A 25,058-nucleotide genomic window follows, 5' to 3' on the forward strand; every position below is an offset into this window, starting at 1 on the left:
TTAGTTTCCTCCAGCCTGAATAGCGGTAATTGCAACCGTGTTGATGATGTCCGGCACCGTGGCGCCACGGGAAAGGTCGTTGACCGGCTTGTTCAAGCCCTGCAGAATCGGGCCGATTGCCAATGCACCACCACAGCGCTGGGCAATCTTGTACCCGATGTTACCGGCGTCCAAATCCGGGAACACGAAAACAGTTGCCTTACCCGCAACGGAGGAATCCGGCATCTTCTTCGCAGCCACAGACGGGTCAATAGCGGCATCGAACTGCAGCGGACCATCGACGGCGAGGTCCGGAGCCAGCTCCTTGGCCTTGGCCAAACCCGCCTTCACACGGTCAACATCCTCACCTGTGCCGGATGCCCCAGTGGAGTAGCTCAGCATGGCGACGCGGGCGTCGATACCGAAGGAAGCTGCAGTCTCGGCGGATACTACCGCGATTTCACCCAGCTGTTCCGGAGCCGGCTTCGGCAGCACCGCACAGTCCGCAAAACCCCACAGCGAGTTGTCCATAACCATGAGGAACAGCGACGACACCGTGGAAGCCGACGGCTTGGTCTTAATGATTTGCAAGGACGGACGAATGGTGTGCGCAGTTGTGTGGGCTGCACCGGACACCATGCCGTCGACAAGCCCGTTGTGAATCATCATCGTCGCAAAGTAGGAGATGTCCTGCATCGTCTCACGGGCCTGCTCCAGCGTGACCCCCTTGGCCTTGCGCATCTCTGCGAACTGTTCCGCGAACTGCTCAACATATTCGGAGGTCTGTGGGTTCCAGAGATGGGCGGCGTCGATGTCAAAACCAAGTTCGGCGGCGCGCGCCTTCATAGCATCCGGGTCACCGAGGATAGTAAGCTCACAGATGTCCTCGCGCAGGAGGTAATCAGCGGCCTCAAGAATGCGGTCATCATCCCCCTCTGGCAGCACAATGTGGCGCTTATCAGTCTTGGCGCGCTGCAACAGCCACCACTGGAAACGCTGTGGAGTCATCACTGCGGTGACCTCGCGGCTTACGACCTTGCGAAGCCCCTCAGCATCGTCAACGGCAACAACGGGAACGTCGAGATCGAGAGTCTTAGCAGCCTCGACTGCTTCCTCCCCTGTGAGAACAACAGCGAGTACCTCGCTGTGACGCTGAGCTGCACTGCTGAGCGCCAAACGAACGCGAGCCTTTGCGGCCTCTGTGTGACAGCCCTCGCCACCAGCGACAACGATGACACCGGCACCGGCGACGGTGGCGATGCGGAAGTCAAAATCGAGGTTGCCGGAGCCGGTCAGAACAGCCGCCCCCTCGTTAGCAGCGCGGTCGTCCTCAACAGCACTGACGATGGTGTCAAGCGCGGATTCCGGATCCACAACAACCTGATCCACAGTGGCGCCGTGAGCCCCACCGACAGTGTGGAGGCAACGTGCCCCACCCAGTGCCTCAGACAATGCCGTAATGACATCCTGTAGATCGTCTGCGCGGTCCACTGAAGTAATCAGGACTGCGGAGTTGTTGGTGGACGCTTGGGCGTTCTTATCGCTCACCGACGTTCCTTTCTCGCACTGCGCTTAATCGTTGACTTATTTGAACGTTGACTTGGCTCGAGCCATTGGACTGCCGGAGGCTCAAGATCATGCTGAGCTTCCAATCCCGCTGAGTCCCAAATCATTATTTTCATCTTATTGTGAGTCACCTTACATCTCACGACGGACTCAAACCTCTTTGGTTACCCCTGGTAGCCACACTTTTCCCCACAGATTCCAACAATTTTCCCGCACAATCGCGCCTTTTATGCGGTTTTTCTAGTGAACTATCCCAAATTCCCACATTGGACGTGACTAAGGTCACATTTAGTTTTGTACGCCTTCAAAAGCATCTCACCGATGATGTGATGCTCGCCTCTCGATTTTTCGTAAGTTATCGCTACGATTGGGGGCGCTACCATTGGGAATGTCGAATAAACCGATAGCTCACCAATAACTCCTTTCCCCACGAGGTCACCGCTGGCAGCTACTTACGCCGCGGTCTCGTGGCCGTCGTAAAGCATTAGAGAAAGAAGGACACGCTTCATGAATCGCCCGCTCCGCGTTGCCGTAATTGGCTCTGGCCCGGCCGGTGTTTATGCTTCCGATGCACTGATGAAATCCAGTACTGACGTGGAAGTCGATCTGTTTGAAAAGATGCCGGCTCCATTCGGTCTAATCCGCTACGGCGTCGCCCCTGACCACCCACGTATCAAGGGCATCATTATGGCCTTACACCGTGTGATGGAAAAGCCGGAGCTGCGCCTGTTTTCCAACGTTGAGTTCGGCAAGGACATCACGCTCGACGAATTAAAGGAGCATTACGACGCCGTCATCTTCGCCACCGGTGCCGTCGGCGACCGCGCGCTGCCAACGCCGGGTGCGGATCTGCCGGAGCACTTTGGTGCTGGTGAATTCGTGGGCTTCTACGACGGCAATCCGCTCTTTGAGCGCACCTGGGACCTCTCGGCGGAGTCCGTGGCCGTCGTCGGTGTCGGTAACGTCGCGCTGGACGTCTCCCGAATCCTGGCGAAGACCGGCGAGGAACTGCACGTCACGGAGATTCCGGACAATGTCTACGAGGTTCTGAAGACCAATAAGGCCAAGGAAGTCCACGTCTTCGGTCGACGTGGCCCGGCACAGGCAAAGTTCACTCCGCTGGAGCTCAAGGAACTCGACTACTCACCAAACGTCGAGGTCGTTGTCGATCCGCGCGACATTGACTACGACTCCGCATCCGAGATTATGCGTCGCAACTCCAAGATTACTGACCAGGTCTGCACCATCTTGGAGAACTACGCCATCCGTGAACCGAAGAACGCACCTCACAAGCTCTACATTCACTTCTTCGAGTCGCCAGTGGAAATCCTCAGCGAGGAGGGTGCCGACGGCCAGCAGCATGTGGTCGGCTTGCGCACTCAGCGCATGGAATACGACGGTGCTGGCGGACTGCGGCCGACCGGCGAGACTACCGACTGGAAGGTCGGCGCTGTTTACTCCGCCGTGGGCTACCGCTCTGATGCACTGCCGGGTATCCCGTTCGACAACGTAAAGAATGTCATTTCCAACGTCGGTGGTCGAGTCATCGAATCCGACAACACCGAGGATGAAGCAGCCGAGGCCATCACTGGCCTCTACACCACCGGTTGGGTTCGCCGCGGGCCGGTCGGCTTGATTGGTAATACCAAGGGCGATGCCAACGAGGCTGTGGCCAATCTGCTGGCCGATGCCGCAGAGGGCAAGAAATTCACCCCGTCGAAGCCGGAGTTGTCCGCTGTCAACGAGCTGCTGGAGTCAAAGGGCATCGACTACCTGGACTGGGAGGGCTGGCACAAGCTCGATGCTGCCGAACGCACCGCCGGCGAGGCCGAGGGCCGCGAACGCAAGAAGTATGTCGAATGGGATGAGATGGTCACCCACTCCAAGGGCGAGTAACGAGGGCGGATAGAAAGCGTCGGCTACGCCACTACCTGCACATCCGTGTACGCAGCGCGCGAGTCCCAGCGGCAGCACACAATCGGCGCCAACAGCTCGGCCAATGGCTCACCAAAAGCCACCTGGCCACCAGCACCGGCGGCAGCGCCCGCATCGAGGACTCGATCCCACAGTAGGCCCGGCGCGGTAAACAGCGGCACCACTACGAGTCCGCGACCGCGCTTGGCCGCGCGCTCCTGTGCCACGGCCACAGCATCGGATCCCTTGATCTTCTCAGGACCGACCACGAATGCCGCACTCACATGCCCCGGCAGCATCCCGTCTAGGCGGGCCGCAAACTGATGCACAGCCGCATTGGCATCCTCATCGGATGAGCCGACCCCCATCACCAGCGCATCGACCGGCCAGGAAAAAGACGCATTCTCCGCCGCTTCAATGATTCGCTTCACGACGGCGCGCTTCGTGCCGTCGCCAAGCCCGAGTCCTTCAGCCACTGTGATGTCAACACCATGCCGATCGCAGAGCCGAACCTGCTCGGGCACGTCGACTCGCGAGTGGAACGCATCAGTGAACAGCAGCGGTACGGCCAGTGCGCGAGTCTCGCCGGCGGCGGCGAGGTCGGCACAGACGGCGTCCAGCGAAGGCTCGTCGAGGTCCAGCCAGGCGAGGCGAATCTGAGAGGGCGCATCCAGACGGGTGAGCGGCATCTTCTCGCGCACGAGTGCGACCACCTCTCCGAGCACCGGTTTGGTCTCTGGGTGCCGGGAACCGTGCGCAAGCAGAATCAGTGCGGTCATCGATGGTCTCCTCAGGCTCGCTAGCTGTGCTTTCTGGTTTCTCTATCTGGCAGCTCTACTGAGCTGCGCCGCGCACGAGGCCAGCGGTGAGGCTGTCACCGGTGCCCGGCTCAATAAGCAGGAAGGCACCGACACGACCACCGACGCGGTAGGCATCGACCGGGAGCGGCTGCGCGACCTCGATGGTCACCTCAGCGACATCATTGACCGCGAGCTGGTCGGCAACGCCGGTGGGCTCGCCGGTCTCGATGTCGATAAGGGCATCGACGGAAGCGATACGCCCACGCACCAGCGCGGCACCGTAGCGCACCTCAACGACACGGCCGACTGCCAGCGGCTTGTCCGCAAGATGGACAGCCACGGCGGAGAAGCGGCGGACGTCCTCCGGACGGGTGCCACTGATGAGATCACCACGGGCGAGGTCGAACTCGGCATCCAAGCTGATGGCAACCGACTGACCGGCCACGGCCTCAGTGACATCCTCGGCTGCCACGGTGATCTTCGTGACCGTAGCCTGACGGTTGGCGTCTACGGAGACAGTGTCACCCACACGCACACTGCCTGCGGCGATACGGCCAGCGTAACCGCGGTATTCAGTGGCGTGATCACGAATGACGTAGTCGATGGGCAGGCGTAGGTCGGCCTCGGCATCGGTTTCCAGGTCGGCACCGATGTTGAGGTTTTCCAGCAGTTCCAACACAGTCGGCCCCTCGTACCACGGGGTGTGCTCAGACGGATCGACAATGTTGTCGCCGACCAAAGCCGACACTGGAACAACGAAGGTGTTCTGAAGACCCAAACGCTCTGCCAGCACTGCTACATCCGACTCAATCTTGCGGAAGGCTTCTTCGCTGTAGTCCAGCAGGTCGATCTTGTTGACGGCAAAGATTACGTGGCGAACACCCAGCAGACCGGCCACCGTTGCGTGTCGCTTGGTCTGCGTCACGACGCCGTTGCGTGCGTCGATAAGCAAAACGACGGCCTCAGCGGTGGACATACCAGTGATGGTGTTTCGGGTGTACTGCTCGTGACCAGGGCAGTCGGCGAGGATGAACGAGCGGACGTCGGTGGCGAAGTAGCGGTAGGCAACGTCGATCGTGATGCCCTGCTCACGCTCGGCCCGCAGACCATCAACCAGCAACGAGAGGTCAGGATTTTCCTGACCGCGCGCCTGCGAGGAGGCGACGACGGCCTCGTACTGGTCAGCGAGGATGTTCTTCGTGTCGTGCAGCAAGCGCCCGACAAAGGTCGACTTACCGTCGTCGACGGAGCCAGCGGTGCACAGGCGAAGAGTGCGACGAGCGCGAGTGGCGCGGTCGGCGGTAATCAGGGTAGCTGGGGAATTTGGCTGGCTCATCAGAAGTAACCTTCCTTCTTGCGGTCTTCCATGGAGGATTCGGACAACTTGTCATCTGCGCGGGTAGCGCCGCGCTCGGTGAGCTTGGATGTGCGAAGTTCCTCCATGACCTCCGCAATAGTGGTGGCAGTCGATTCGACAGCGCCGGTACAGCTCATGTCACCGACAGTGCGGTAGCGGACAGTGCGAACCTCTAGGGTCTCACCGTCGCGGGGTCCACCCCACTCGCCCGGTGCCAACCACATGCCGCCGCGGTTGAACACCTCACGCTCATGGGCAAAGTAGATGGGTGGCAGCTCGATGTCACGGGCTTCGATGTAGGCCCAGACGTCGGCCTCGGTCCAGTTCGAGATTGGGAAAACGCGAACGTTCTCTCCAGCGGCGTGGCGACCGTTGTAGAGCCCCCACAGCTCGGGGCGCTGACGGCGTGGATCCCAACCGCCGAAGGAGTCGCGGACGGAGAACACGCGCTCCTTGGCGCGGGCCTTCTCCTCATCGCGGCGGGCGCCACCGAGAACGGCGTCGTAACCACGGTTGGCAATGGTCTCCACCAGTGGCACGGTCTGCAAGGGGTTGCGGGTGCCGTCGGCACGCTCGGTGAGCACACCGCTGTCAATCCAGTCTTGGACCTTGGCTACGTGCAGCTTAATGCCCGGCTGAGCGGCAATCTTGTCGCGGAATTCAATAACTTCGGGGAAGTTGTGGCCGGTGTCGACGTGGAGCAGCTCTAGCGGGATACCCGCCGGTGCGAAGGCGCGCTTGGCCAGCTCGAGCACGACGACGGAGTCCTTTCCGCCGGAGAAAAGTAGTGCCGGACGGTCGAACTGACCGGCGGTCTGGCGAATAATGTCGATGGCCTCGGCTTCCAGCTCGGCAAGCCGCGGGTCGAGGCGGTTTTGTACGGAAACGGTGGTTGAGCTAGTCATGGGGGTTCTTTCTGTTGGGGCTGTGTTGGCTGTTGTAACTGCGCTGTTTTAGCTGATATCGGTTATCGGCGGGCGGCTAGTGGCTGGCGGCAAGTAGCTGTCTGCTAGCCGCTCGAACTAGAGGTGCAATCCGCACTCAGTCTTCTCGGAGCCCGCCCAGCGACCCGAGCGCGGATCCGCGCCCTCTGCCACTCGCGCGGTGCATGTCGCGCAGCCAATCGACGGGAACCCCTGTTGTGTCAGCGGATGCACAATGAGGTCGTTGTCCTCGATGTACTGGGCAACGTCCTCATCCGTCCAGGTGGCCAGCGGGTTGAGCTTGATGCGACCGGTCTTATCGATTTCCAGTACCGGCGTGTGTGCGCGGGTCGGCGCGTCGACGCGCTTCAGACCTGTGACCCAGCCCTCGTAGGGGCGCTTCACAGCTGACAGCGGCTCGACCTTCCGCAGTGCGCAGCATCGCGTCGGGTCGGTCTTGTACAGATCTACGCCCTCTTCGGCATCCTGCTCGGCGCGGGTGCGCTTCGGCTCAATCGACAGCAGTCGGTTGTCGTAGCGCTGTGCGACCTGTTCTGCCACGTCGAGGGTCTCCGGGAAGTGGTAACCCGTATCCAGGAAAACCAGGTCGGCTTCCGGCGCGTGCCGAGCAGCCAGCTCCGCCAATACCGTGTCCTGCATCGACAGGGTCACAGCCAGTGGCGTGTGCAGGTGCTCCGCACCCCATTCCAGTACTTCCCCGGCAGTGGCAGTCTCCAGCTTGGAGCCCCACTCCAGTGCAAGCTCAATCAGACGGCGAGCAGTTTCCGGGTTGTCCAGCACATCCTCACGCGCGAGTGCCTCCTGAGTCTTAATGACTTCAGCGGTTTTCAGTCCCGTGCTCATGACGCCACCTTCCTATCAATATGACCATGCAGTTTCACTGTGAATACCCGGCAACATTCGCGGCATTGCCAGGCGTAATCGGTTTCCACATCGGGCCACAGATCATCACCGCCGCAGTAAGGGCAATGCATCACCGCACCCCGGTTCGGATTGGGGTGTGCGCTTCGGCCACCGATCCCAAGTCGCGCTGGCGCCTCGTCTTTTTCACTTGCCGACGGCCCCTGCGACCGAACCCCATTGGGAGATTCACTCACTTCAGGTCCTCCTCATCAGCGCGGACAATCCACTCGCGGAACTGTTCACCCTCGTGGCGCTGCTCCTTGAAGTGAGTGACGACGCGCTCGATGTAGTCACCCAGTTCTGCCGAGGTGACCTTGTGTCCGCGAACCTTGCGGCCGAAGTTGGCATCGAGCCCCAGCGAACCACCGAGGTGAACCTGGAAACCCTCGACACGGTTGCCCTCATCGTCGGTGACAATCTGACCCTTGAGTCCAATATCGGCAATCTGTGTGCGGGCACAGGCATTCGGGCAGCCGTTGAGCGCAATGGTGATTGGGACATCGAGGTCGCCGAGACGTTCCTCCAAGTCGCCCACCAGATCGATTGCGCGCTGGCGCGTGGTGACAAGTGCGAGTTTGCAGAACTCCAGGCCGGTGCAGGCCAGGATGCCCCGCCGGAATGCGGAAGGCTTGGCAGACAGGCCAATTTCGTCGAGCTCAGCGAGCAGGGAGTCGACCTGGTCGTCGGCGACGTCGAGGAGAATGAGCTCCTTCATGACAGTGGTACGGACGCGGGAAACACCGTGGCGCTCGGCGATGTCGGCGAGCTTGACCAGGTCAGAGCCCGGAACACGGCCAACAGCGGGCTTCACACCGACGTAGTTGAGACCGTCGGCCTGCTTATGCACGCCGATGTGGTCACGGTCGCCCTCGAAAGGCTCGGGCGCGGGGCCGTCGATAAGCTTGCGGTTGAGGTAGTCGTCTTCGAGTACCTGGCGGAACTTCTCCGCACCCCACTCGGCAACGAGGAACTTCAGACGCGCGCGATTGCGCAGGCGACGGTAGCCGTAGTCACGGAAGATGCGGCACACGCCCGCCCATACCTCGGGAACCTCGTCCTCTGGGATCCAGGCGCCGAGACGCTGCGCGAGCATTGGGTTGGTGGAGAGACCGCCACCGACCCAAACGTCGAAACCGGGGCCGTGCTCTGGGTGATTGACACCGACAAAGGCGACGTCCTGGACCTCGTGGGTGACATCGAGACGCGGGGAACCGGAAACTGCGGACTTAAACTTGCGCGGTAGGTTGGAGAACTCGTCGCCGGAGAGGTACTCCTCCTTGATGCGGCGAATAGCATTGGTGCCGTCGACGATTTCATCGGCAGCAACGCCGGCAACCGGACTGCCTAGGATAACGCGGGGAACGTCGCCGCAGCCAAAGTTGGTGTCGAGACCAACCTGCTCAAGGCGGTCCCAAATCTCCGGCATGTCCTCGACGCGGATCCAGTGCAGCTGGACGTTCTGACGGTCGGAGAAGTCCGCGGTGTCACGAGCGAAGTCGCGGGAAATCTCGCCGATGGTGCGAATACCCTCGGTGGTGGTCTGGCCACCATCGAGACGAACGCGGAGCATAAAGTACTTGTCCTGCAACTCGGCGTTAGTCTTCACACCGGTGTGCTCACCGCTAAGCCCCTGCTTGCGCTGGGTGTAGAGGCCAATCCACTTAAAGCGCGGAGCTAGGTCTTCCGCAGGGATAGAGTCAAACCCCTGCTTGGAGTAGATGTCGATAACACGCTGCTTAACGGCAAAGCCAGCATCTTCTTTCTTGATGCGCTCGTCGTCGTTAAGTGGCTCGCGGCCGTCGATAAGCCACTGCCCCTGTGGCTTCGGTGCACGCTTCTTACGTCGGGTAGCCGCTGCGGAAGCCGGACGCTCGGCGGTTTTCGTAGGAGAGCTCATGGGGAATCTACCGAATCACTTTCGTTTTTGTTCTCGTTGACCGAATCAGAGTTGTTTGGATCAGCCCTGAACGAATTAGTTGCTAATTTTTATAGACCGGACGGTCTATGCAGTATTGCAGGCAACATTAGACCGACCAGTCTGGCTAGTGCAAGCCGGGGCATGCTCGGATACTTAGCGAACCCCCGCTTCGCCCATGTGGACACCGTTTTCTGCGCCCACTTTGACGCCTCCAGAAGCATCCCCAGCCCCGACATCAACCGAAGCCGGTGATGGAGATCCAGAACTAGACACATCAGCCGAGGAAGACCGAGAAGCCGGCTCGAGCTGCACACGCTGACGCAGACCCGGAAGTGTGTCGTGCGAACGCGCCCACAGCACCAGCACCACGACAGCAAAAGCCCACACGAGCAGCACTGTCGCCAGCACACCGCCGGAAACCAGCGGCGAGAACAGAGTGCGAATATTCAGCCCCACCAACACGCCGCCGATCACAATTCCAAGCAGGCGCGGATTAATGCGCCCCACCAGGTACGCAGCCAAAGGCGCGGCAATTACACCGCCGCACAGCAAACCAATTACCGGTGCGGCATGCTGAGTGAATTCCTCCCGCAGCTTGGGCAAAAAGCCCAGCACAGCAGCTGAAGCGACAAGAAATTCCGCCGCAGAGACAGTGCCGATAATCTTCCGCGGCTGATCAGCTTCAGCACCGAGCAACGTAGAGGTCGTAACAGGCCCCCAACCGCCGCCACCAGTGGAATCGAGCAGACCACCAAAGAGCCCCAGCGGAGCGAGCTTCTTCGCTCCCCAGGTCTTTTTCTTGCGCTTAACATTAGCCAGGAAGGCGAAGCGAACAATCACCCACAGGCCGAGAAAAAGCAAGATTGTCGAGGTCACAGGCGTCGCGGCATCACCATCCAGATTGGACAAAAAGGTCGCACCAACAAAGGCACCGATAGCGCCCGGCACACCAAGGCTCAGTGCGCGCCGCCAGTCGACATTGCCGAATCGCCAGTGCGAAATACCAGAGGCTAGCGTCGTGCCCACCTCCGCTACGTGAACTACCGCCGACGCAGTGGCAGCACTACTACCAGCAACAATAAAAAGTGAAGTGGCAGTGACACCGAATGCCATACCCAGAGTGCCATCGACTAATTGCGCGCCAAGGCCGATTAGCACGAAGACTATGAGTTTTTCCATGACAAGCCCTTCCCCGCTTACCCAACCAGAGCCTGCCGTTGCCACGACGTCCGCACGACAAGCTCTTTTAGACCTCGTTCAGCAGAAGCAATACGCAGCAAAACCCTCTCAAGCCAAAGCAGTGATTCTTGCGGTGTTTTGTGTTTGCTTTTTGTAGACCAGTTTGTCTATATTCTGTTTCAGCAAGCATAGACCGATTGGTCTACGATAAGCAATCGCGACAAAGAAAACGTAGAAAAAGGATTCCACCCAATGACCAACGACCAGACTGCAGCCCAGAACGCGGCCGCTTCCTCACTGCCCGATCTCGCCAACTCCACCACCCCACTGCGTGTAGCCGTGGTCGGCTCGGGCCCGGCCGGTATCTACGCCTCCGACGCGCTGATGAAGTCCGGCCGCGACGTCGCCATCGACCTCTACGAGCGCCTTCCAGTGCCGTTCGGTCTCATCCGCTACGGCGTTGCGCCAGACCACCCGCGAATCAAGGGCATCATTAAGTCCCTCCACCGAGTGCTGGACAAGCCGCAGGTCCGACTTCTGGGCAACGTGGACGTCGGTAAGCAGGTCAGCGTCGATGAACTGCGCCAGTTCTACGACGCCATCATCTTCGCCACTGGCGCGACCGGCGACCGCGATCTGAATATCCCGGGCGCCGACCTTCCGGAGCACTACGGCGCGGGTGAGTTCGTAGGTTTCTACGACTCCCACCCGGAGTTCGCCCGCGATTGGGAACTCTCCGCTGAGTCCGTGGCCGTGGTCGGTGTCGGCAACGTGGGCCTCGACGTCGCCCGTATTCTCGCCAAGACTGCCGATGAGCTGCACGTCACCGAAATTGCCGACAACGTCTACGATGGCCTGGCAAAGAATGCCGCCCGCGAAATTCACGTCTTCGGCCGCCGCGGTCCGGCTCAGGCAAAGTTCACTCCACTGGAGCTGAAGGAACTGGACCACTCCGACACCATTGAGGTTGTCGTGAATCCGGAGGACATCCAGTACGATGCCGCCTCCGAAACGTCCCGTCGTGAGTCCAAGATCACCGATCAGGTCTGTACGATTCTGGAAAACTACGCCATCCGCGAGCCAAAGGGCGCCCCACACAAGCTCTTCATCCACTTCTTCGAGTCCCCGGTCGAAATCATCGGCGAGACCGGTGAGGATGGAGTACAGCACGTCAGCGCTATCCGCACCGAACGCACTGAACTCGACGGCGAGGGTGGCGTCCGTGGCACCGGCAAGTTCACCGAATGGCCGGTCGGTGCGGTCTACCGTGCAGTCGGCTACCGCTCCGACGCAGTCACCGGCGTACCGTTCGACACCGGCACCCACACCATCCCAGATGCCGGCGGACGCGTGCTTGACGACGTCGACGGCAACCACATCCAGGGTCTGTACACCACCGGCTGGATTCGCCGTGGCCCGGTCGGGCTAATCGGTAACACCAAGGGCGACGCCAACGAAACTGTCGGCAACCTCATCGCCGACTGGGAGGCAGGCCGCCTGGTCGCACCTGCAAAGCCCACGCATAACGACGTCGACGAGTTCCTGGCCAACAAGGGCCTCCAGGTCACCACCTGGGAGGGCTGGCACGCACTCGACGCCGCCGAACGTGCAGCGGGCGAAGCCGAAGGCCGCGAGCGCAAGAAGCTGGTCGAGTGGGCCGACATGGTTGCGGCCTCCACGGTCGTCGCAAAGCAGCCAGATGCCGATGACGTGGCCGAAGCTGTACACGAAGCGGTTGTGGAGACTGTCGCCAGCTAGCGCATCGGGTCTAACCGGGCAGTTGATTGTGCACGTCAGTCGGTCTTCGGATTAGAGTTAATACATGGCTTATCATGCAGACTCATCCAACCTGGACGTCAAGGAAGTTCTGACCTGGGAAGGCTTCGGCGTCGCCTCCCGTGAACTGGCACAGCAGATTGTCGATTCGGGCTACGAGCCGGAGATCATTATCGCCGTGGCCCGCGGTGGTCTTCTACCTGCAGGTGCACTCAGCTACACCATGGGCGTCAAGCTCTCTGACGCCATTAACGTCGAGTTCTACACCGACGTGGCGGAGACCCTGCCGGATCCGGTTCTGCTGGAGCCGCTGCTGGACATCGAATCGATTTCTGAGCGCCGTCTGCTGGTCGTTGACGATGTCGCAGACTCCGGTCGCACGCTGCACCTGGTGCTCGATTTGCTTAAGACCCACGGTGCGGAAGTACGCTCCGCTGTGCTCTACGGCAAGTCCCGCTCGGAGATTGCACCGGACTATGTCTGGAAGCACACCGATGACTGGATCGTCTTCCCCTGGTCGGCCGAGCCACCGGTACAGAAGTCCAAGTAGATCAAGTAGCTTACGCACCATAGCGGGCAAACAAAAAGTGCGCTGCGGGGCCGGTTACGGCCGTACCGCAGCGCACACTACGTCGTCGAACTAGCCCAGTTCGACGACCTTAATCTTTGATGCCGCCTCCGATGCACGCTCACGGGCAGCATCGACAGAATCCGCGGTTGAAACAGCAACGCCCATGCGGCGACGCGGGCCAGCGACCGGCTTACCAAAGATACGAATATCAGTCTCCGGAATAGCCATGGCCTCCGTCAGCCCGGTGTAGCCCGGCTGCTCGATGTCAGCACCGCCGTAGACCACAGCGGAGGCTCCCGGGGACACCAGCGTGACGTCGATAGGCAGACCCAACACTGCACGCGCGTGCAGCTCGAACTCAGAGAAACGCTGGGTGCCCATGGTGACCATGCCGGTGTCGTGCGGACGCGGGCTGACCTCGGAGAACCACACCTCATCGCCGCGAACAAACAGCTCGACGCCGAAGATACCGCGACCGCCCAGCGCGTTGGTGATGCGCGCGGCGACAGAGCGCGCATTGTCCAGGGCGTTTTCACTCATGGCAGCCGGCTGCCATGACTCAACGTAGTCGCCGTCCTGCTGACGGTGCCCAATGGGCTCACAGAACCACGTTGCCCCCTCGCCGGTCTCCGGATCAACGGAGCGCACGGTCAGCAGCGTGATCTCGTAGTCGAAATCGACGAAGCCCTCCACGATGACGCGGCCGGACTCGACGCGGCCGCCACTCATGGCGTAATCCCACGCGGCCTGGACATCCTCCGGCGAACGCAGCGTGGACTGCCCCTTGCCCGAGGAACTCATGACCGGCTTGACCACACACGGGAAGCCAATCTCATCAACAGCTGCGGTGAACTCATCAAAGCTGGAGGCGAAGTGATAGCGGGAAGTCGGCAGCCCAACCTCTTCCGCAGCCAGACGGCGAATACCCTCTCGGTTCATGGTCAGCTGAGTCGCCCGTGCGGTTGGAATAACGGTGACGTCCAGCGTCTCGTCTTCCTCAACCTCTTCCAGCACCTCGGTTGCCAGGGCCTCGATCTCGGGGACGATGAAGTGGGGCTTGACCTCGAGAATCAGGTCCCGCAGTGCACTGGGGTCCGACATATTCAAGACGTAGGCGTGGTGAGCTACCTGGTGTGCCGGTGCATGCTCGTAGCGATCGGCAGCGTGCACCTCAACGCCAAGACGTTGGAAAGCAATGGTCACCTCCTTGCCGAGCTCGCCAGAGCCGAGCAGCAGAACTCGCGTCGCTCCCGGCTGGTACGGGGTTCCGGTGACTTCAGGGGTGAACATCGAGATAAACTCGCTTTCGTCTACGGCACGTACGCTGCACAACCAGCAGCTGTGAAATTGATTGTCTCCAGCATACGACAGCGAGCGTATTCACCGCGGCGGGCACGGGCGGGAACCTAGCGCGGGAACACCCGCTCAAACTCGACCAGCGCCGCACTCCGGTCAGCAGCCAAGACAACGTTCGCCTCAGCACCGGCAGAGTCTGCCACCACTTGACCGCGGCGTCCTGGCTCATCTGCAAAGGTTCGCTTATCGACGCCCACGAGACGCATCTTCTCCACTTCCCCTGTCACCGCACCGACGGCCACCATCGCAGCAAAGAGGTCATGGACCTGCGCCTTGTAACCGACCCCCACACCCTGGTGGAACTCAAAGTAGAACTTCAGCGAACGGCGCAGAACACGCAGCAGCTCCGGGTTCATACCGGCATCGCGCCAGGACTCAATTTCAACATCGCTGATAGTGATGGTCTCGGTGACATTGAGTGGAATCAACGTCGGCACCGGCGCACCTGCGGCGGTGGCGATACTGCGCACGGCATCCTCCGGGCGCTCGACTGCCACAGCGCCCGCGGTGCCGAAGACCTCGGTGACCGCGGTGGGGTCGACCCAGAAGTTCCATTCCGCAAACTCGGTAACGTTACCGTGGTACTCCACAGCACCGCCCATAATGGTTACGCCGTCGAGCTCCCGCATGAGTTCTGGGTACTTCTTCAAAGCGGCCACGTAGGTAGTCATAGGGCCAGTGACCAGCAGGTGCACCTTCTCCCCCGTCGACCGCGCCTGCTCGATGACCTGGCGCCACAGCGCCAGCGGATCCGTCGCTCCTCCGCGCCCCGGCTCGTAGATGACGGCCGGTGGCGCCAGGTTGTAGCCCAGCCCGTACGGGCCATGAGTCTCAGGCGTGGTAGTCAGCTCACGGTCAGCGGGCCCCTCGAAACCGCTGACAACCGGGACCTCCGGACAACCGCAGAGATTCAACATGTATTTTGTGTTGCGAGCGGACCATGCCGCAGTGGTGTTACCACCTGCGCAGGTCACACCCACCAGCTCAATCTCGCCTGCGGTATGCAACCCCGCGAGGTAGACGAGAGCAAGACTGTCATCGATACCCGTGTCAACGTCGGCAAGCACTTTCAAACGCGTCATAAGGTCAAGTGTGACACGAAACACGCTCGGCTCGCAGAGCTAAACCCGGGCAAAACAGGAATACAGACAAGTTTTCGCGGGTGCTAGCCGGATTTACTAGTTCGTCGCCATCCCTGCATCACCCACCGGAGCGGACTCCGGCAGCGGCATAGCCAGCTCGGTCAAGACCTCGCGCAGACGCGTCGGGTAGTCGGTAATGATGCCATCGACACCAGCGGCAATCTGCTCGCGCATGGTCTCCTTTTCATTCACCGTCCACGGCACCACCTTCATGCCAGCCTCGTGTGCGCGGGAAATCAGCTCCGGCGTGGCGACCGGGTGGTAGTAAGAATCCGACGGTGTCTTGCCGTAAGGAATGCTGTGCGTCGGTGAGAGCACCTGCACGCCGAGCTGCTTGGCGGCCTCGATAATGTCGCCATCGACCTCGTCGTAATTGACATCGCCGATCCAAGGAGAATCCTTCTTCCAGGTGGTCTCGTCCCACAGCATGACCAGTGGAATCTCCGGGTTCCGTTCCGCGACCAGCGGCAGCGAGCGCCAATCGAAGGACTGAATCATCACTCGATCAGCCACACCCGCGCGGTCAATCTCGTCGAGAATCACATCGACGAACTCCTGTGGTTCTGCCGAGTCAGCGCGCTTTTCGCCCTCAATCTTGGTCTCAATGTTGAAGTGGATGTCCTGGTTGTCCTTAGTTAGCTCGAACAGCTCCGGCAGGGTCATCATCCTGTTGCCCTTGATTGGCTCCGCATCCGGGAAGTCCTCGAGCTTCTTGTCGCAGACCAGGGTTTGTACCTGCTCATAAGTGAGGTCATGCACGAGCTTGCCGACGTACGGGTACTGCGGATCCCCCTCCGTCACTGGCTCGGTGTCCGAGCACTTATCGTCTTGGATCTCCGGATCGTGCCAGACCATAGGCACGCCATCCTTCGTCAGAACGATGTCCAGCTCCAACGTCGTAACGCCCAGCTCCAGCGAGTTGGCCATCGCCTGCTTGGACTCCTCCGTCCACTCACCACGACCACCACGGTGCGACTGCAGATCAAAACCCTCCGGCAACTTAGCCATCGCAGCCGGCCGCACATTCGCGGACGCATTCAGCTCAGCGACCTGCTGCTTTTCAAAGGTCTTCTCTTCGCTCGCCGTAGTGCTAACCGCGCTTGTACTGCTTGACGACGACACCGCGTCGTTGTCCGCATCATTGCTGCAGGCTGCAATAGGAGAAATAGCAAACGCACCCATAGCAATGGCCGCAATTGCGCGGCGTGTGCCGTGAGCACGTGAGTTCTGTGGCTGCTCTCTCTGCTCGGTCCGTTCGTCAAGGATGGAGTCAGATGAGTTGTGAGAAGACATGGCCGGTGATTTTCCTCTTTGGGCTTAGTATTAGCGACTTATGTTAGCGACTTCATAGCGACGGCATAGTACCGACAACAAAGTGTCGACAAACTACCGTCGGAGATTTTACGGAACACAGAAATCTACGTGAAATCTGTGTGTTGCGCCACTACTTTAAAACGGCTTGCCAGCACTCGCATCTGGAGAGAGCACGGGTTAGAGATTAATTTCCCTCTGCCTTTGGAATCTCACCTTCTTGAGCAACTTCTACCCCATCCCAGGAGTACGTAACGGGAGCGTTGTACTGGTCTTTAAAGGCGAAGGCACCGCCGTCTTCAATCATTTTATTGACATCGAAGAAATTGACGGTCACAGTTTTGCCATCGCCTTCGACCGAGTTGATTGTCTGCGGCCCACCGGCGGTACCCACGTACTCGCCCTTATGAAACAGCAGCACTGCACCAGAGGTAGTTGAGTGGGTAATTTCATTCTGTACTGCTGAGGCAAAGGTCAACTCGCTGGTGGTATCCCAGTTCGTATTGTCCGTGACTGTCCAACCGCTGCCATTGCCACCTTCCATTGAGTTCAGGTCGGCAACCGCTTCTTCGAAAGACTCTTCCTGGATTGGCGCAGAAGAACCCCCATCGGTGTCGTTATCATCGACATCCGGATTGGGGGTATCTGCACTTTCACTGTCATCCTCGACAGTGGTGGTCGTAGTGATGGTGGTCGTTTCTTCATCTACCTGAGGAGCAGAGGTCGGTGCTGCAGTCTCATCAGTGGAGCAACCGGACAAAGCCACTACACCTGCGACCGCCGCGCTAACCAGCATCGACCCGCGACGAACTGAACGACCACTCATGGCTGGAACCTCTTCTGTTCTCTCAAGTTTTCTCAAGCACCTAGCTACGGCGGAGCATTACTTTTCTCATGTCCGACTCTGAATTGAGTTTACTTGGAAAAATTCAAGAGTCCCCGAGAGTGCCCAAGAATTCTCGAAAGCTCTCGAGAGTTCTCGGGAGCCGTTAGGAAGCGGGCTTCGCGCCGCCGGGAATCTTCCCCTCGTGGACGACGTGATCGCCGTTCCAGAAGAAGTGAACATTAGAGGTGAACTCCGCCGCATCAGCGTTCGGCGCACCTGCGGCCTCCTGGGCCTCCCAGTCGTGGTAGATGACTGAAATGTTCTTACCATCAGGGGTCGGCGTCACCTTGTTGATGTGCTGAGGCCGGTCAGAGTCCGTACCAATGAACTCACCCTTGTGGAACATCAACAACACAGTGGAGGACTGAGCGTTGCCCTGCTTGGCCTGATCTGCGAGAGCAAAGCTCAAATCGCTACACGGGCTGAAGTTGGAGGTGCCAGTGTACTTCCACCCATCATGGTTGTTCGGACGCTCCCTGTTGACCTTATCCAGGGCCGCCTGGATTTCAGGTGCAGCCGGGTTCGGGGTACAGCTATCCGCCTGCGCCGGAGCTGGAGCCGGTGCTGGTGCCGGAGCCGGTTTCGCCTGAGCCGCAGGAGCTGCAACTGCTCCACCTACTGCGGAGAAAACCATCGCGCCGGAAAGCACGGCGGAACTTGCCAGTCGTTGTACTCGGTGTCCTGTGTTTTGCATGAAAACCACACGCCTTCTGTCGTTTGGACTTCTGTCGTTGGACCACGCGGTGAGGCCTACGATACAAAAATGACTCTGAGATGCCAGGGTCAACTGACAATTCCCAGAGCCTTCTCGTGGTTAGCAAATGTTCTTTTTTACAGCAGCCAGCAGTTTCGGCACCGAAGATTTTTTATCTAACAGTTCGATAAAGCCGGGTCGAAAGCGGGACTATTTTCCGGTTAGTTCGCCACTGCCTCCAGATTAAGTGTCCAGCGCTAGTTGTCCAGCACGTCGTGAACAACGATGGTCTGGTCACGACCCGGGCCAACACCGATGTAAGAAATGCGAGCGCCGGAGAGCTCCTCCAGGCGGTTCAGGTAATCCTTGGCCTTGTCCGGCAGCTCATCGAAGGTGCGGCAGCCAGTGATGTCTTCGTCCCACGCAGGCATGGTCTCGTAAATCGGGACAGCGTGGTGGAACTCCGACTGGGTGAGTGGCATTTCGTCGTGGCGCACGCCATCAACGTCGTAAGCGACACAAATCGGAATCTCGCCGATACCGGTCAGGACGTCCAGCTTGGTGATGAACAGATCCGTGAAACCGTTGACGCGCGCGGCGTAGCGAGCCAGCACCGAGTCGTACCAACCACAGCGGCGCTTACGGCCGGTGTTGACCCCGACCTCACCGCCGGTGGTCTGCAGGTACTCGCCCCACTTGTCGAACAGCTCCGTCGGGAACGGGCCAGCACCGACGCGGGTGGTGTAGGCCTTCATGATGCCCAGCACCGAAGTGATCTTCGTCGGGCCGATACCGGTGCCCACGCAGGCACCACCAGCGGTTGGGTTCGAGGAGGTCACGAACGGGTAGGTGCCGTGGTCGACGTCGAGCATGGTGGCCTGGCCGCCCTCCATGAGGACGTGCTTGCCGGCATCCAAAGCCTGATTGAGCTCAAACTCCGAGTCGATAATCATCGGACGCAGGCGGTCGGCGAAGCCCATGAAGTAATCAAAGACCTCATCCGGATCGATGGCGCGACGGTTGTACAGCTTGACCAGAATCTGGTTCTTCTGAGCCAGCGAAGACTCAATCTTCTGGCGCAGAATCGACTCATCCAGAATGTCCTGGACACGCAAGCCCGTACGGCCGACCTTGTCGGCGTACGTCGGGCCAATACCGCGGCCAGTGGTGCCGATAGCGCGCTTACCCAGGAAACGCTCGGTCACCCGGTCCAGCGTCTGGTGGTACGGAGCAACCATGTGGGCATTGCCGGAAACGCGCAGGCGGGAGGCCTTTGCACCGCGAGCTTCAAGGCCATCAATCTCGTCGAAAAGCGCCTCGAGGTTGACCACACAGCCATTACCGATAATCGGCACAGCGTTTTCCGACAGCACACCCGCCGGAAGCAGCTTCAGCTCATACTTCTCACCGCCGACGACAACGGTGTGGCCGGCGTTGTTGCCACCGTTGGGCTTGACGACGTAGTCGACGCGGCCACCGAGAATATCGGTTGCTTTGCCCTTGCCCTCGTCGCCCCACTGGGCACCGACGATAATGATTGCGGCCATAGTCCTACTTCAACTCCTGGGATTGCAGACGACGCATTAGAGTGTAGTCCTATGCGTATTGTTGTGCTGCAGTGTGGCCCCGATGTACCCGCGTTTTCCCAATTGCTCAGCCAATCATGGTCTACATCAGCACCGTCCACACCATCAGCACCAGCTACTCCGGCACCACCCGCCTATGCGCTTCACGACGTCGCGATGATCCCCGCCCGCAAGGAGCTGGCTTTCATCGACGACCTGGCCAAGGACGTACTGCCTATCGATACAGCACCGACGCCGGAGGAAATCTCCAAGCAGAAAAAGGTCGACCACTTAGGCGCTCCGCAACCCGCTCCGCAAAAGCCGAGCGAGCCGTTGCGAATTGTGGTCGTTGGCACCGACGCGGCACTGGCTGCCGTGGCAACCTACCTGATGCGCAAGAACCTCCTGTGGATTGAACTGGCACATGTCCCCACCGCACCCTCGACCGCGGCCAAAAACTGGGGCATCGAAGGAGGAGAAGGGCTCGATGCGGCGGCCGCGCTCACACGCCCGACGATGCCAGTGCCACTGATCCGCGATGACACCGGGCACGCAATTGTTGGTTACGTCCTACTGACAGAGCCAGGAATTACCGGAGTGTCCTCGGAAAACGGGTTTACTGGCGAGGTCTATGTCGACGAGCATCAGATGTTCTCCGGCACATCCACCGGTCTGCAGATTCGCCCTACCCCCGACGCCCCGGGCATCGTTGCGGCCGAAGTTCCGGCGCCGGACGCGGAAGTCGGTAACGAGGATGGAGGCAACAAAGGCCTGCTGAGCCGACTCGGATTGGGTCGCGGTGGCCGTCGTAAAGCGAAAGAAGCCCCGTCCCGCGAGCTGCACCGCCCGATGACGGGTCGGGCAGTTCAAGTTGGTGGCCTGGGCTTTCGATACGTACGCGATGGCGTGGAGTCGCGAAAGCCGCGCGAGAAAACAACTCTGTACCGACACCTTCGCGACTTGCAGATTGTGCACTAACTGCGTCGGGGCAATAGCCACGGTCTGCCCGTGAGAAAGTGGCTTGCGCGAAAGTGGCCTGCGCGATAGCTCGAGTACAGATAACATTTGGGTGTTAAAGCCCCTGCCCGCCACTGCCTCGATAGGACAGCATCATGACTGACAACACCCCACGGCTACGCGCTGGCGACCAAGCCCGCCACACTGCGCTGGAACGCTTGGAATGGGCATTCCGCGATGGCCAGATTGACTTTGCGGAACTGCAGGAGCGCACCGAGAAAGCCCAAAAGGCAACGTACATTGATGAGTTGCCCACATTGACACAGGACTTGTCGCTGCCCGCGAACCTGGCCGAGCCGACTCCACATGCGCACCCAAACCCTAACCTGCGCCCGAACCTGCACAGCGTCCCGGACGAGCACCATTCAGTGGCACCGAATGCAGCCAACAATCATCAGCCAGCTCGGATTGATAGCTCCGCCGCGGCAACTGGTTCGAAGCTCTCCATCGGTATCTTCGGCGGCACCGACAAGAGAGGCCCTTGGACGTGCGCTCCCACGCACACCACGGTGGCGGCCTTCGGCGGGACTGGCTTGGATTTCCGTGAGGCCATCCTGACCGCGGAAACCACTGTCGTCAACATTGGCTGCGCCTTCGGTGGAGTCGACGTCATCGTCCCCGACCACTACCAGGTTGATGTCGACGTGCTCCCCATCTTTGGCGGCACGGATGTTACTGGAAAACCGGGACGCAACCTACCCGCTCCTGGCGCCGGACAGGCTCCGAAGATTATTGTGCGCGGCTTTGTCGCTTTCGGCGGCGTCGAGGTCAAGCGCGTACCGCAGTAGAGCAGGTTGCAGTAGCACGGGGCAGTAGAGCGTACCGCAGTAACCGACTGACGCCTAGCGAGCCGCTACTCGCCCACTCCTCACCGGCTACTCGTCCCATACCTCCGGCGGCATTGCTGGGAACGGCGTCGTCGGCGGCAGCGTTGCCACAGCTGAACGTCTGGACAGGCCACACACCTGCAACAGGTCCACCACCAATGAGCGGGACTGCGCAAACACGACCTGCTCCGATAGCGTTGCGTCCTCGATGACGCGCGGGTGCATTTTCGCTGCTAGACGACGCAAGTACCGAACCACGTCTTCAAGCTTGACCTCTCCGGATCCCTCGGAAAGCTGGGCGATAGCGATGTCGCCGGATTCGAAAGGCAACTCGCCCCACTCTGGGATTCGGCGCACGGCGGCTTCGTCGTCAAGCACATGACTGACCAGGCGCGTGCCTTCAGATACGCCGAGAACAAGCCCACACAGTTCGGGCGAAAAGTCGATGTGATCCTCGCGGGCTGTGATAGCGCGACGCGCAAGCACACGGATGTTGCGCATGGCGTTGTCGACAGGATGAACCATGCGTGACAGCGAGTGGATTCGATCCCGGGAGCGCCAAAGCAACGGGGAGATGCGGACCTGCTCGCCCGCGTCAGCAACGGTGCGGTCCATCAGTGAGACCTGCGCCTGCATGGAGCGCACCACGCTCAGTGCGGTGCGGATGCGATCGGTGTCGCCCTCTTTCATGCCGATGCCGATGTCATAAAGTACGTCTGCACCCATGTCGAGGACCTTGGCCACCTTGCGGCGAGCACCCGCCAGCGGGCTTCGCGGCAATACCATGAGCACAATAATGCCCACCACACCACCGACGAGAGCATCAATCATTCGGTAATAAGAACCAGCGGTGCCCGGCGGAATAATGGTGGCGATGAGCACGGCTGAAGATGCCGCTTGGTTCACCACAAGCGGGCCTCGACCGACAAACACGCCGATGATCATGGCGACAAACACACCGACGGTCAGCTGCCAAATACCCGAGCCGAGGATGGAGATAATCACATCACCAATGCCGACTCCCAGCGAGGCACCGAGCACCAACTCAACAGAGTGCTTCAGGCGAGGACCTGCGGTCATCACATTGAGGCTGATGAAAGCGGCCATCGGCGCGAAGAACGGGTTGGGGTGCCCCAGTACCTCAAGCGCGAACCAGTAGGCCAACCCGGCGGCTAGCGTGGCCTGGACAATAAGCATCCAGCGGGAGCGCACACGGGCAACGGCATGGAGGAAACGCGTGCGGGGCCTCACTTTCTGACGCAGCTTGTTTGCTGCGCGGGAGGCCGGATGTAGGTACGTATTGCGAAAATCTTGGAAATCCGGGCGCGGATTATCCTCGACGAATTGCGTTTCCTTAGCTTCGACGAGATCGCCGACATGCGCGGGAGCAATGTCCTCAAGATCCCTGGCAGCTGCGGCATCCTTATCTTCCCCACCAGCGATGCCAGCCATGCCGAAGTCACCATCCTCATGTGAAAAACTGTGCACTTTTTATGTACCCGATGTGCTGTTGTGCACTTTTATGCGCTCGCTGAATCTCTGTGCACGATTAAAGACCCAACTCTGGCAGCGCGGATTCATCACTGTCACGCAGCAACGCCATCATGCGACCGAATTCATCATCCTCGCCGATAGCCTTAGCAGCCTTAGCCAACGCCGCGAAGGCGCGGAGCACACCACGATTGGGCTCGTGCTCCCATGGAATCGCTCCGAACCCCTTCCAGCCGTTTCCGCGCAGCAGGTCCAGACCACGGTGGTAACCAGTGCGGGCGAAGGCATAGGCCTGAATCTCCTGACCTTCGGACAAGGCACTTTCAGCCAAGTCTGCCCACGCCTGGGAATCGCGCGGGCATGCGCGAACCACGGCCTCCGGGCTTGCGCCACCGTTGCGGGCAGCAACGGCCTCGTCAAGAACGGGGAGCTTCACGGGAGCAGGAGCCATCATGTCATTGAGTTTCATGCGTCCTATTGTGCCAGGCATGACGTGCCGATGGCAGGGTCGAGGCATGCGACTCTCTGTTGGCGAGACTGGCCACAGCTCGGTGGCGCGGGCGTCGGCAAGCACCAGATGGCGACCAACTACGGTCTCGCGGCTACTCAGGGCAGCTCGGCTTTGGCGATTCCAGCGACTGACCGTTTTCCAGCTTGGTCGCAACAAAATCGGCCACTCGGGCACACGCTTCCATCAGCATCCATCCCGACAGCTGGACAGAGAGGTCACGCTCCTTGATCGCCGAACCGCGAACCGCGCCACCGACTGATTGCGCAACCGAGCCGCCCTGTGGGAACTGAGCATTGTCGTTCCAATCTGCGGGGAAAAGCGGCAGGCCATCGACCTCGAGGCGGTGGTACCAGCACTTCTCCCCCGACGCCAGAACCAGTCGGCGGGCAATGCGGGCCGCCGCGCGATTCATGCGATTGTCTCCAGGCAAACGCACCGCCGCATCGGCGAGGTATCGCACGAGGATGCCGTTGAACAGACCACCATCGCCGCCACCGGCACCGGCGATGACATTGTCGGTGGTCGCCAAATCCTTTGCCACCGCGTGGATGAGGTTTTGCACGCGCGTGAAATACTTCGTCGCCTGTTCCCGCTGGCCGTGCGCCCGAAGCGCAAGTCCCACTTCGAGGCAAGCGCCAATCATGACACCCTGGTTGTACGTAAACATGCCCTTCTGCACCACGGCACCTGCCATGGACAAGCGAATGCCGTCGTAGAGCAGACCTGAGTCCGCCAAAAGGTTGGCGTAAACCCAGTCGATAAGTTCCTCTGCCTCCTTGATGCGACCAGCCCGGGCCAGAGCGATGGCTGCAGGACCGTTCGAGGGGACGTTGAAAAAGAGGTCCTGCTCACGCCACGGCAGCACACCCGTGGACTCCTGCCGACCATCGCCCAAGCATGAAATCAGCCGCGCTGTCGTCTTCTTGGGCACCGATGCGCCGAGGACAGCGTCGGCACGCCCGAGCGCCAGTGCCATCCACGCGCGATCGTCGTAGTACTTGTTCTTGGTCAGCAGCGTGAGGTTGCGAATGCGGATACCCCGAGTGGTCTGGCGGATAGCGCGGTACTTCTCCTTAGAGGGCACGCGCTTGGCTGCGTCTACCAGACAGTCGAGATACTGCGCCTGCCACCAGTAATGCCAGTTGATGAAGACCTTGTGTCGCAGCGGCGCGGGCCAGGAAGCCATTGCCAGATTCGTGCCCGGAAGACCCCACAGCTTCGCCGCATGACGGTTGCGAATCGCCTGCTCAGCCACGTCCGCGCGATAGGCCCACGTTTCGGCCTCCGGACGCGACATTTTTAGAACCACTGGCTCTCCTTAAAACGGCTGTGAAACAGCTCTAAAACAGCC

General features: G+C 60.1%; 21 protein-coding genes. 5 read left to right on the top strand and 16 right to left on the bottom strand.

The features are described 5' to 3' along the window. Complete coding sequence (gene pta, locus HMPREF3042_RS03865) at nucleotides 1–1,326, bottom strand: phosphate acetyltransferase (protein ID WP_224783755.1); 1,326 nt, start codon at nucleotides 1,324–1,326, stop codon at nucleotides 1–3. Nucleotides 1,327–2,052: 726 nt separating this feature from the next. On the opposite strand from pta, the gene HMPREF3042_RS03870 reads away from it, so the two are divergent. Further along, nucleotides 2,053–3,441 carry an FAD-dependent oxidoreductase gene (locus HMPREF3042_RS03870; protein WP_038626724.1) on the top strand — a complete coding sequence of 463 codons (1,389 nt, stop codon included), beginning with the start codon at nucleotides 2,053–2,055 and terminating at the stop codon, nucleotides 3,439–3,441. Between the two features lie 23 nt (nucleotides 3,442–3,464). On the opposite strand, the gene HMPREF3042_RS03875 is transcribed toward HMPREF3042_RS03870, so the two are convergent. From HMPREF3042_RS03875 to HMPREF3042_RS03900, 6 genes are all read right to left on the bottom strand, one after another. Continuing rightward, nucleotides 3,465–4,238: a sirohydrochlorin chelatase gene (locus HMPREF3042_RS03875; protein WP_070856109.1), complete on the bottom strand. Its 774-nt coding sequence runs from the start codon at nucleotides 4,236–4,238 to the stop codon at nucleotides 3,465–3,467. A gap of 55 nt (nucleotides 4,239–4,293) precedes the next feature. Beyond that, on the bottom strand, nucleotides 4,294–5,595 hold the full coding sequence (locus HMPREF3042_RS03880; protein WP_070432058.1) for a sulfate adenylyltransferase subunit 1: 1,302 nt from the start codon (nucleotides 5,593–5,595) through the stop codon (nucleotides 4,294–4,296). Continuing rightward, a complete protein-coding gene (gene cysD, locus HMPREF3042_RS03885; protein ID WP_038626730.1) occupies nucleotides 5,595–6,521 on the bottom strand; it encodes a sulfate adenylyltransferase subunit CysD in 927 nt (308 codons plus the stop codon). The genes HMPREF3042_RS03880 and cysD overlap by 1 nt, the downstream gene beginning before the upstream one ends. A 117-nt stretch (nucleotides 6,522–6,638) precedes the next feature. Beyond that, entirely contained in the window at nucleotides 6,639–7,403 is a 765-nt protein-coding gene (locus tag HMPREF3042_RS03890) for a phosphoadenylyl-sulfate reductase (RefSeq protein WP_070856110.1), read from the bottom strand. Nucleotides 7,404–7,653: 250 nt separating this feature from the next. Next, nucleotides 7,654–9,360, bottom strand: a complete 1,707-nt coding sequence (locus HMPREF3042_RS03895; RefSeq protein WP_070856111.1) for a nitrite/sulfite reductase — start codon at nucleotides 9,358–9,360, stop codon at nucleotides 7,654–7,656. A gap of 174 nt (nucleotides 9,361–9,534) precedes the next feature. Beyond that, nucleotides 9,535–10,560 carry a sulfite exporter TauE/SafE family protein gene (locus tag HMPREF3042_RS03900; RefSeq protein ID WP_070856112.1) on the bottom strand — a complete coding sequence of 342 codons (1,026 nt, stop codon included), beginning with the start codon at nucleotides 10,558–10,560 and terminating at the stop codon, nucleotides 9,535–9,537. A gap of 252 nt (nucleotides 10,561–10,812) precedes the next feature. Between HMPREF3042_RS03900 and HMPREF3042_RS03905 the strand changes: the two genes are divergently transcribed. Both HMPREF3042_RS03905 and HMPREF3042_RS03910 read left to right on the top strand, forming a co-directional pair. After that, a complete protein-coding gene (locus tag HMPREF3042_RS03905; protein WP_070856113.1) occupies nucleotides 10,813–12,318 on the top strand; it encodes an FAD-dependent oxidoreductase in 1,506 nt (501 codons plus the stop codon). 64 nt (nucleotides 12,319–12,382) lie between these two features. Beyond that, the gene (locus HMPREF3042_RS03910) at nucleotides 12,383–12,886 is read left to right on the top strand and encodes a phosphoribosyltransferase (RefSeq protein ID WP_038626740.1); all 504 of its coding nucleotides are present in this window, start codon (nucleotides 12,383–12,385) and stop codon (nucleotides 12,884–12,886) included. Nucleotides 12,887–12,976: 90 nt separating this feature from the next. On the opposite strand, the gene purT is transcribed toward HMPREF3042_RS03910, so the two are convergent. From purT to HMPREF3042_RS03940, 6 genes are all read right to left on the bottom strand, one after another. Then, entirely contained in the window at nucleotides 12,977–14,197 is a 1,221-nt protein-coding gene (gene purT / locus HMPREF3042_RS03915; protein ID WP_049181106.1) for a formate-dependent phosphoribosylglycinamide formyltransferase, read from the bottom strand. A gap of 116 nt (nucleotides 14,198–14,313) precedes the next feature. Further along, complete coding sequence (locus HMPREF3042_RS03920; RefSeq protein ID WP_049181105.1) at nucleotides 14,314–15,345, bottom strand: nucleoside hydrolase; 1,032 nt, start codon at nucleotides 15,343–15,345, stop codon at nucleotides 14,314–14,316. Nucleotides 15,346–15,441: 96 nt separating this feature from the next. Continuing rightward, nucleotides 15,442–16,698: a glycerophosphodiester phosphodiesterase family protein gene (locus HMPREF3042_RS03925; protein ID WP_070856114.1), complete on the bottom strand. Its 1,257-nt coding sequence runs from the start codon at nucleotides 16,696–16,698 to the stop codon at nucleotides 15,442–15,444. Nucleotides 16,699–16,903: 205 nt separating this feature from the next. Further along, nucleotides 16,904–17,542: an LppP/LprE family lipoprotein gene (locus HMPREF3042_RS03930; RefSeq protein WP_049181104.1), complete on the bottom strand. Its 639-nt coding sequence runs from the start codon at nucleotides 17,540–17,542 to the stop codon at nucleotides 16,904–16,906. 163 nt (nucleotides 17,543–17,705) lie between these two features. Further along, nucleotides 17,706–18,296, bottom strand: a complete 591-nt coding sequence (locus tag HMPREF3042_RS03935) for an LppP/LprE family lipoprotein (RefSeq protein ID WP_038626750.1) — start codon at nucleotides 18,294–18,296, stop codon at nucleotides 17,706–17,708. Nucleotides 18,297–18,553: 257 nt separating this feature from the next. Then, the gene (locus tag HMPREF3042_RS03940; protein ID WP_016421542.1) at nucleotides 18,554–19,843 is read right to left on the bottom strand and encodes an adenylosuccinate synthase; all 1,290 of its coding nucleotides are present in this window, start codon (nucleotides 19,841–19,843) and stop codon (nucleotides 18,554–18,556) included. A gap of 51 nt (nucleotides 19,844–19,894) precedes the next feature. Between HMPREF3042_RS03940 and HMPREF3042_RS03945 the strand changes: the two genes are divergently transcribed. Then, nucleotides 19,895–20,839, top strand: a complete 945-nt coding sequence (locus HMPREF3042_RS03945; protein ID WP_246820029.1) for a hypothetical protein — start codon at nucleotides 19,895–19,897, stop codon at nucleotides 20,837–20,839. A 134-nt stretch (nucleotides 20,840–20,973) separates the two neighbouring features. Continuing rightward, nucleotides 20,974–21,666 carry a DUF1707 SHOCT-like domain-containing protein gene (locus HMPREF3042_RS03950; protein WP_070856115.1) on the top strand — a complete coding sequence of 231 codons (693 nt, stop codon included), beginning with the start codon at nucleotides 20,974–20,976 and terminating at the stop codon, nucleotides 21,664–21,666. Nucleotides 21,667–21,753: 87 nt separating this feature from the next. On the opposite strand, the gene HMPREF3042_RS03955 is transcribed toward HMPREF3042_RS03950, so the two are convergent. The 3 genes from HMPREF3042_RS03955 to HMPREF3042_RS03965 all read right to left on the bottom strand — a co-directional run bounded on the left by HMPREF3042_RS03955 (nucleotide 21,754) and on the right by HMPREF3042_RS03965 (nucleotide 25,016). Beyond that, nucleotides 21,754–23,157, bottom strand: a complete 1,404-nt coding sequence (locus HMPREF3042_RS03955; RefSeq protein ID WP_070628505.1) for an FUSC family protein — start codon at nucleotides 23,155–23,157, stop codon at nucleotides 21,754–21,756. Nucleotides 23,158–23,254: 97 nt separating this feature from the next. Continuing rightward, a complete protein-coding gene (locus HMPREF3042_RS03960) occupies nucleotides 23,255–23,665 on the bottom strand; it encodes a DUF3151 domain-containing protein (RefSeq protein ID WP_038626757.1) in 411 nt (136 codons plus the stop codon). Between the two features lie 133 nt (nucleotides 23,666–23,798). Beyond that, nucleotides 23,799–25,016, bottom strand: a complete 1,218-nt coding sequence (locus HMPREF3042_RS03965; protein WP_070851415.1) for a glycoside hydrolase family 76 protein — start codon at nucleotides 25,014–25,016, stop codon at nucleotides 23,799–23,801. Nucleotides 25,017–25,058: the final 42 nt, after the last annotated feature.

Origin of the sequence: Corynebacterium sp. HMSC074C05 (assembly GCF_001838325.1) — a bacterium.
In the GTDB taxonomy this organism is placed as follows: Bacteria; Actinomycetota; Actinomycetes; order Mycobacteriales; family Mycobacteriaceae; genus Corynebacterium; species Corynebacterium amycolatum.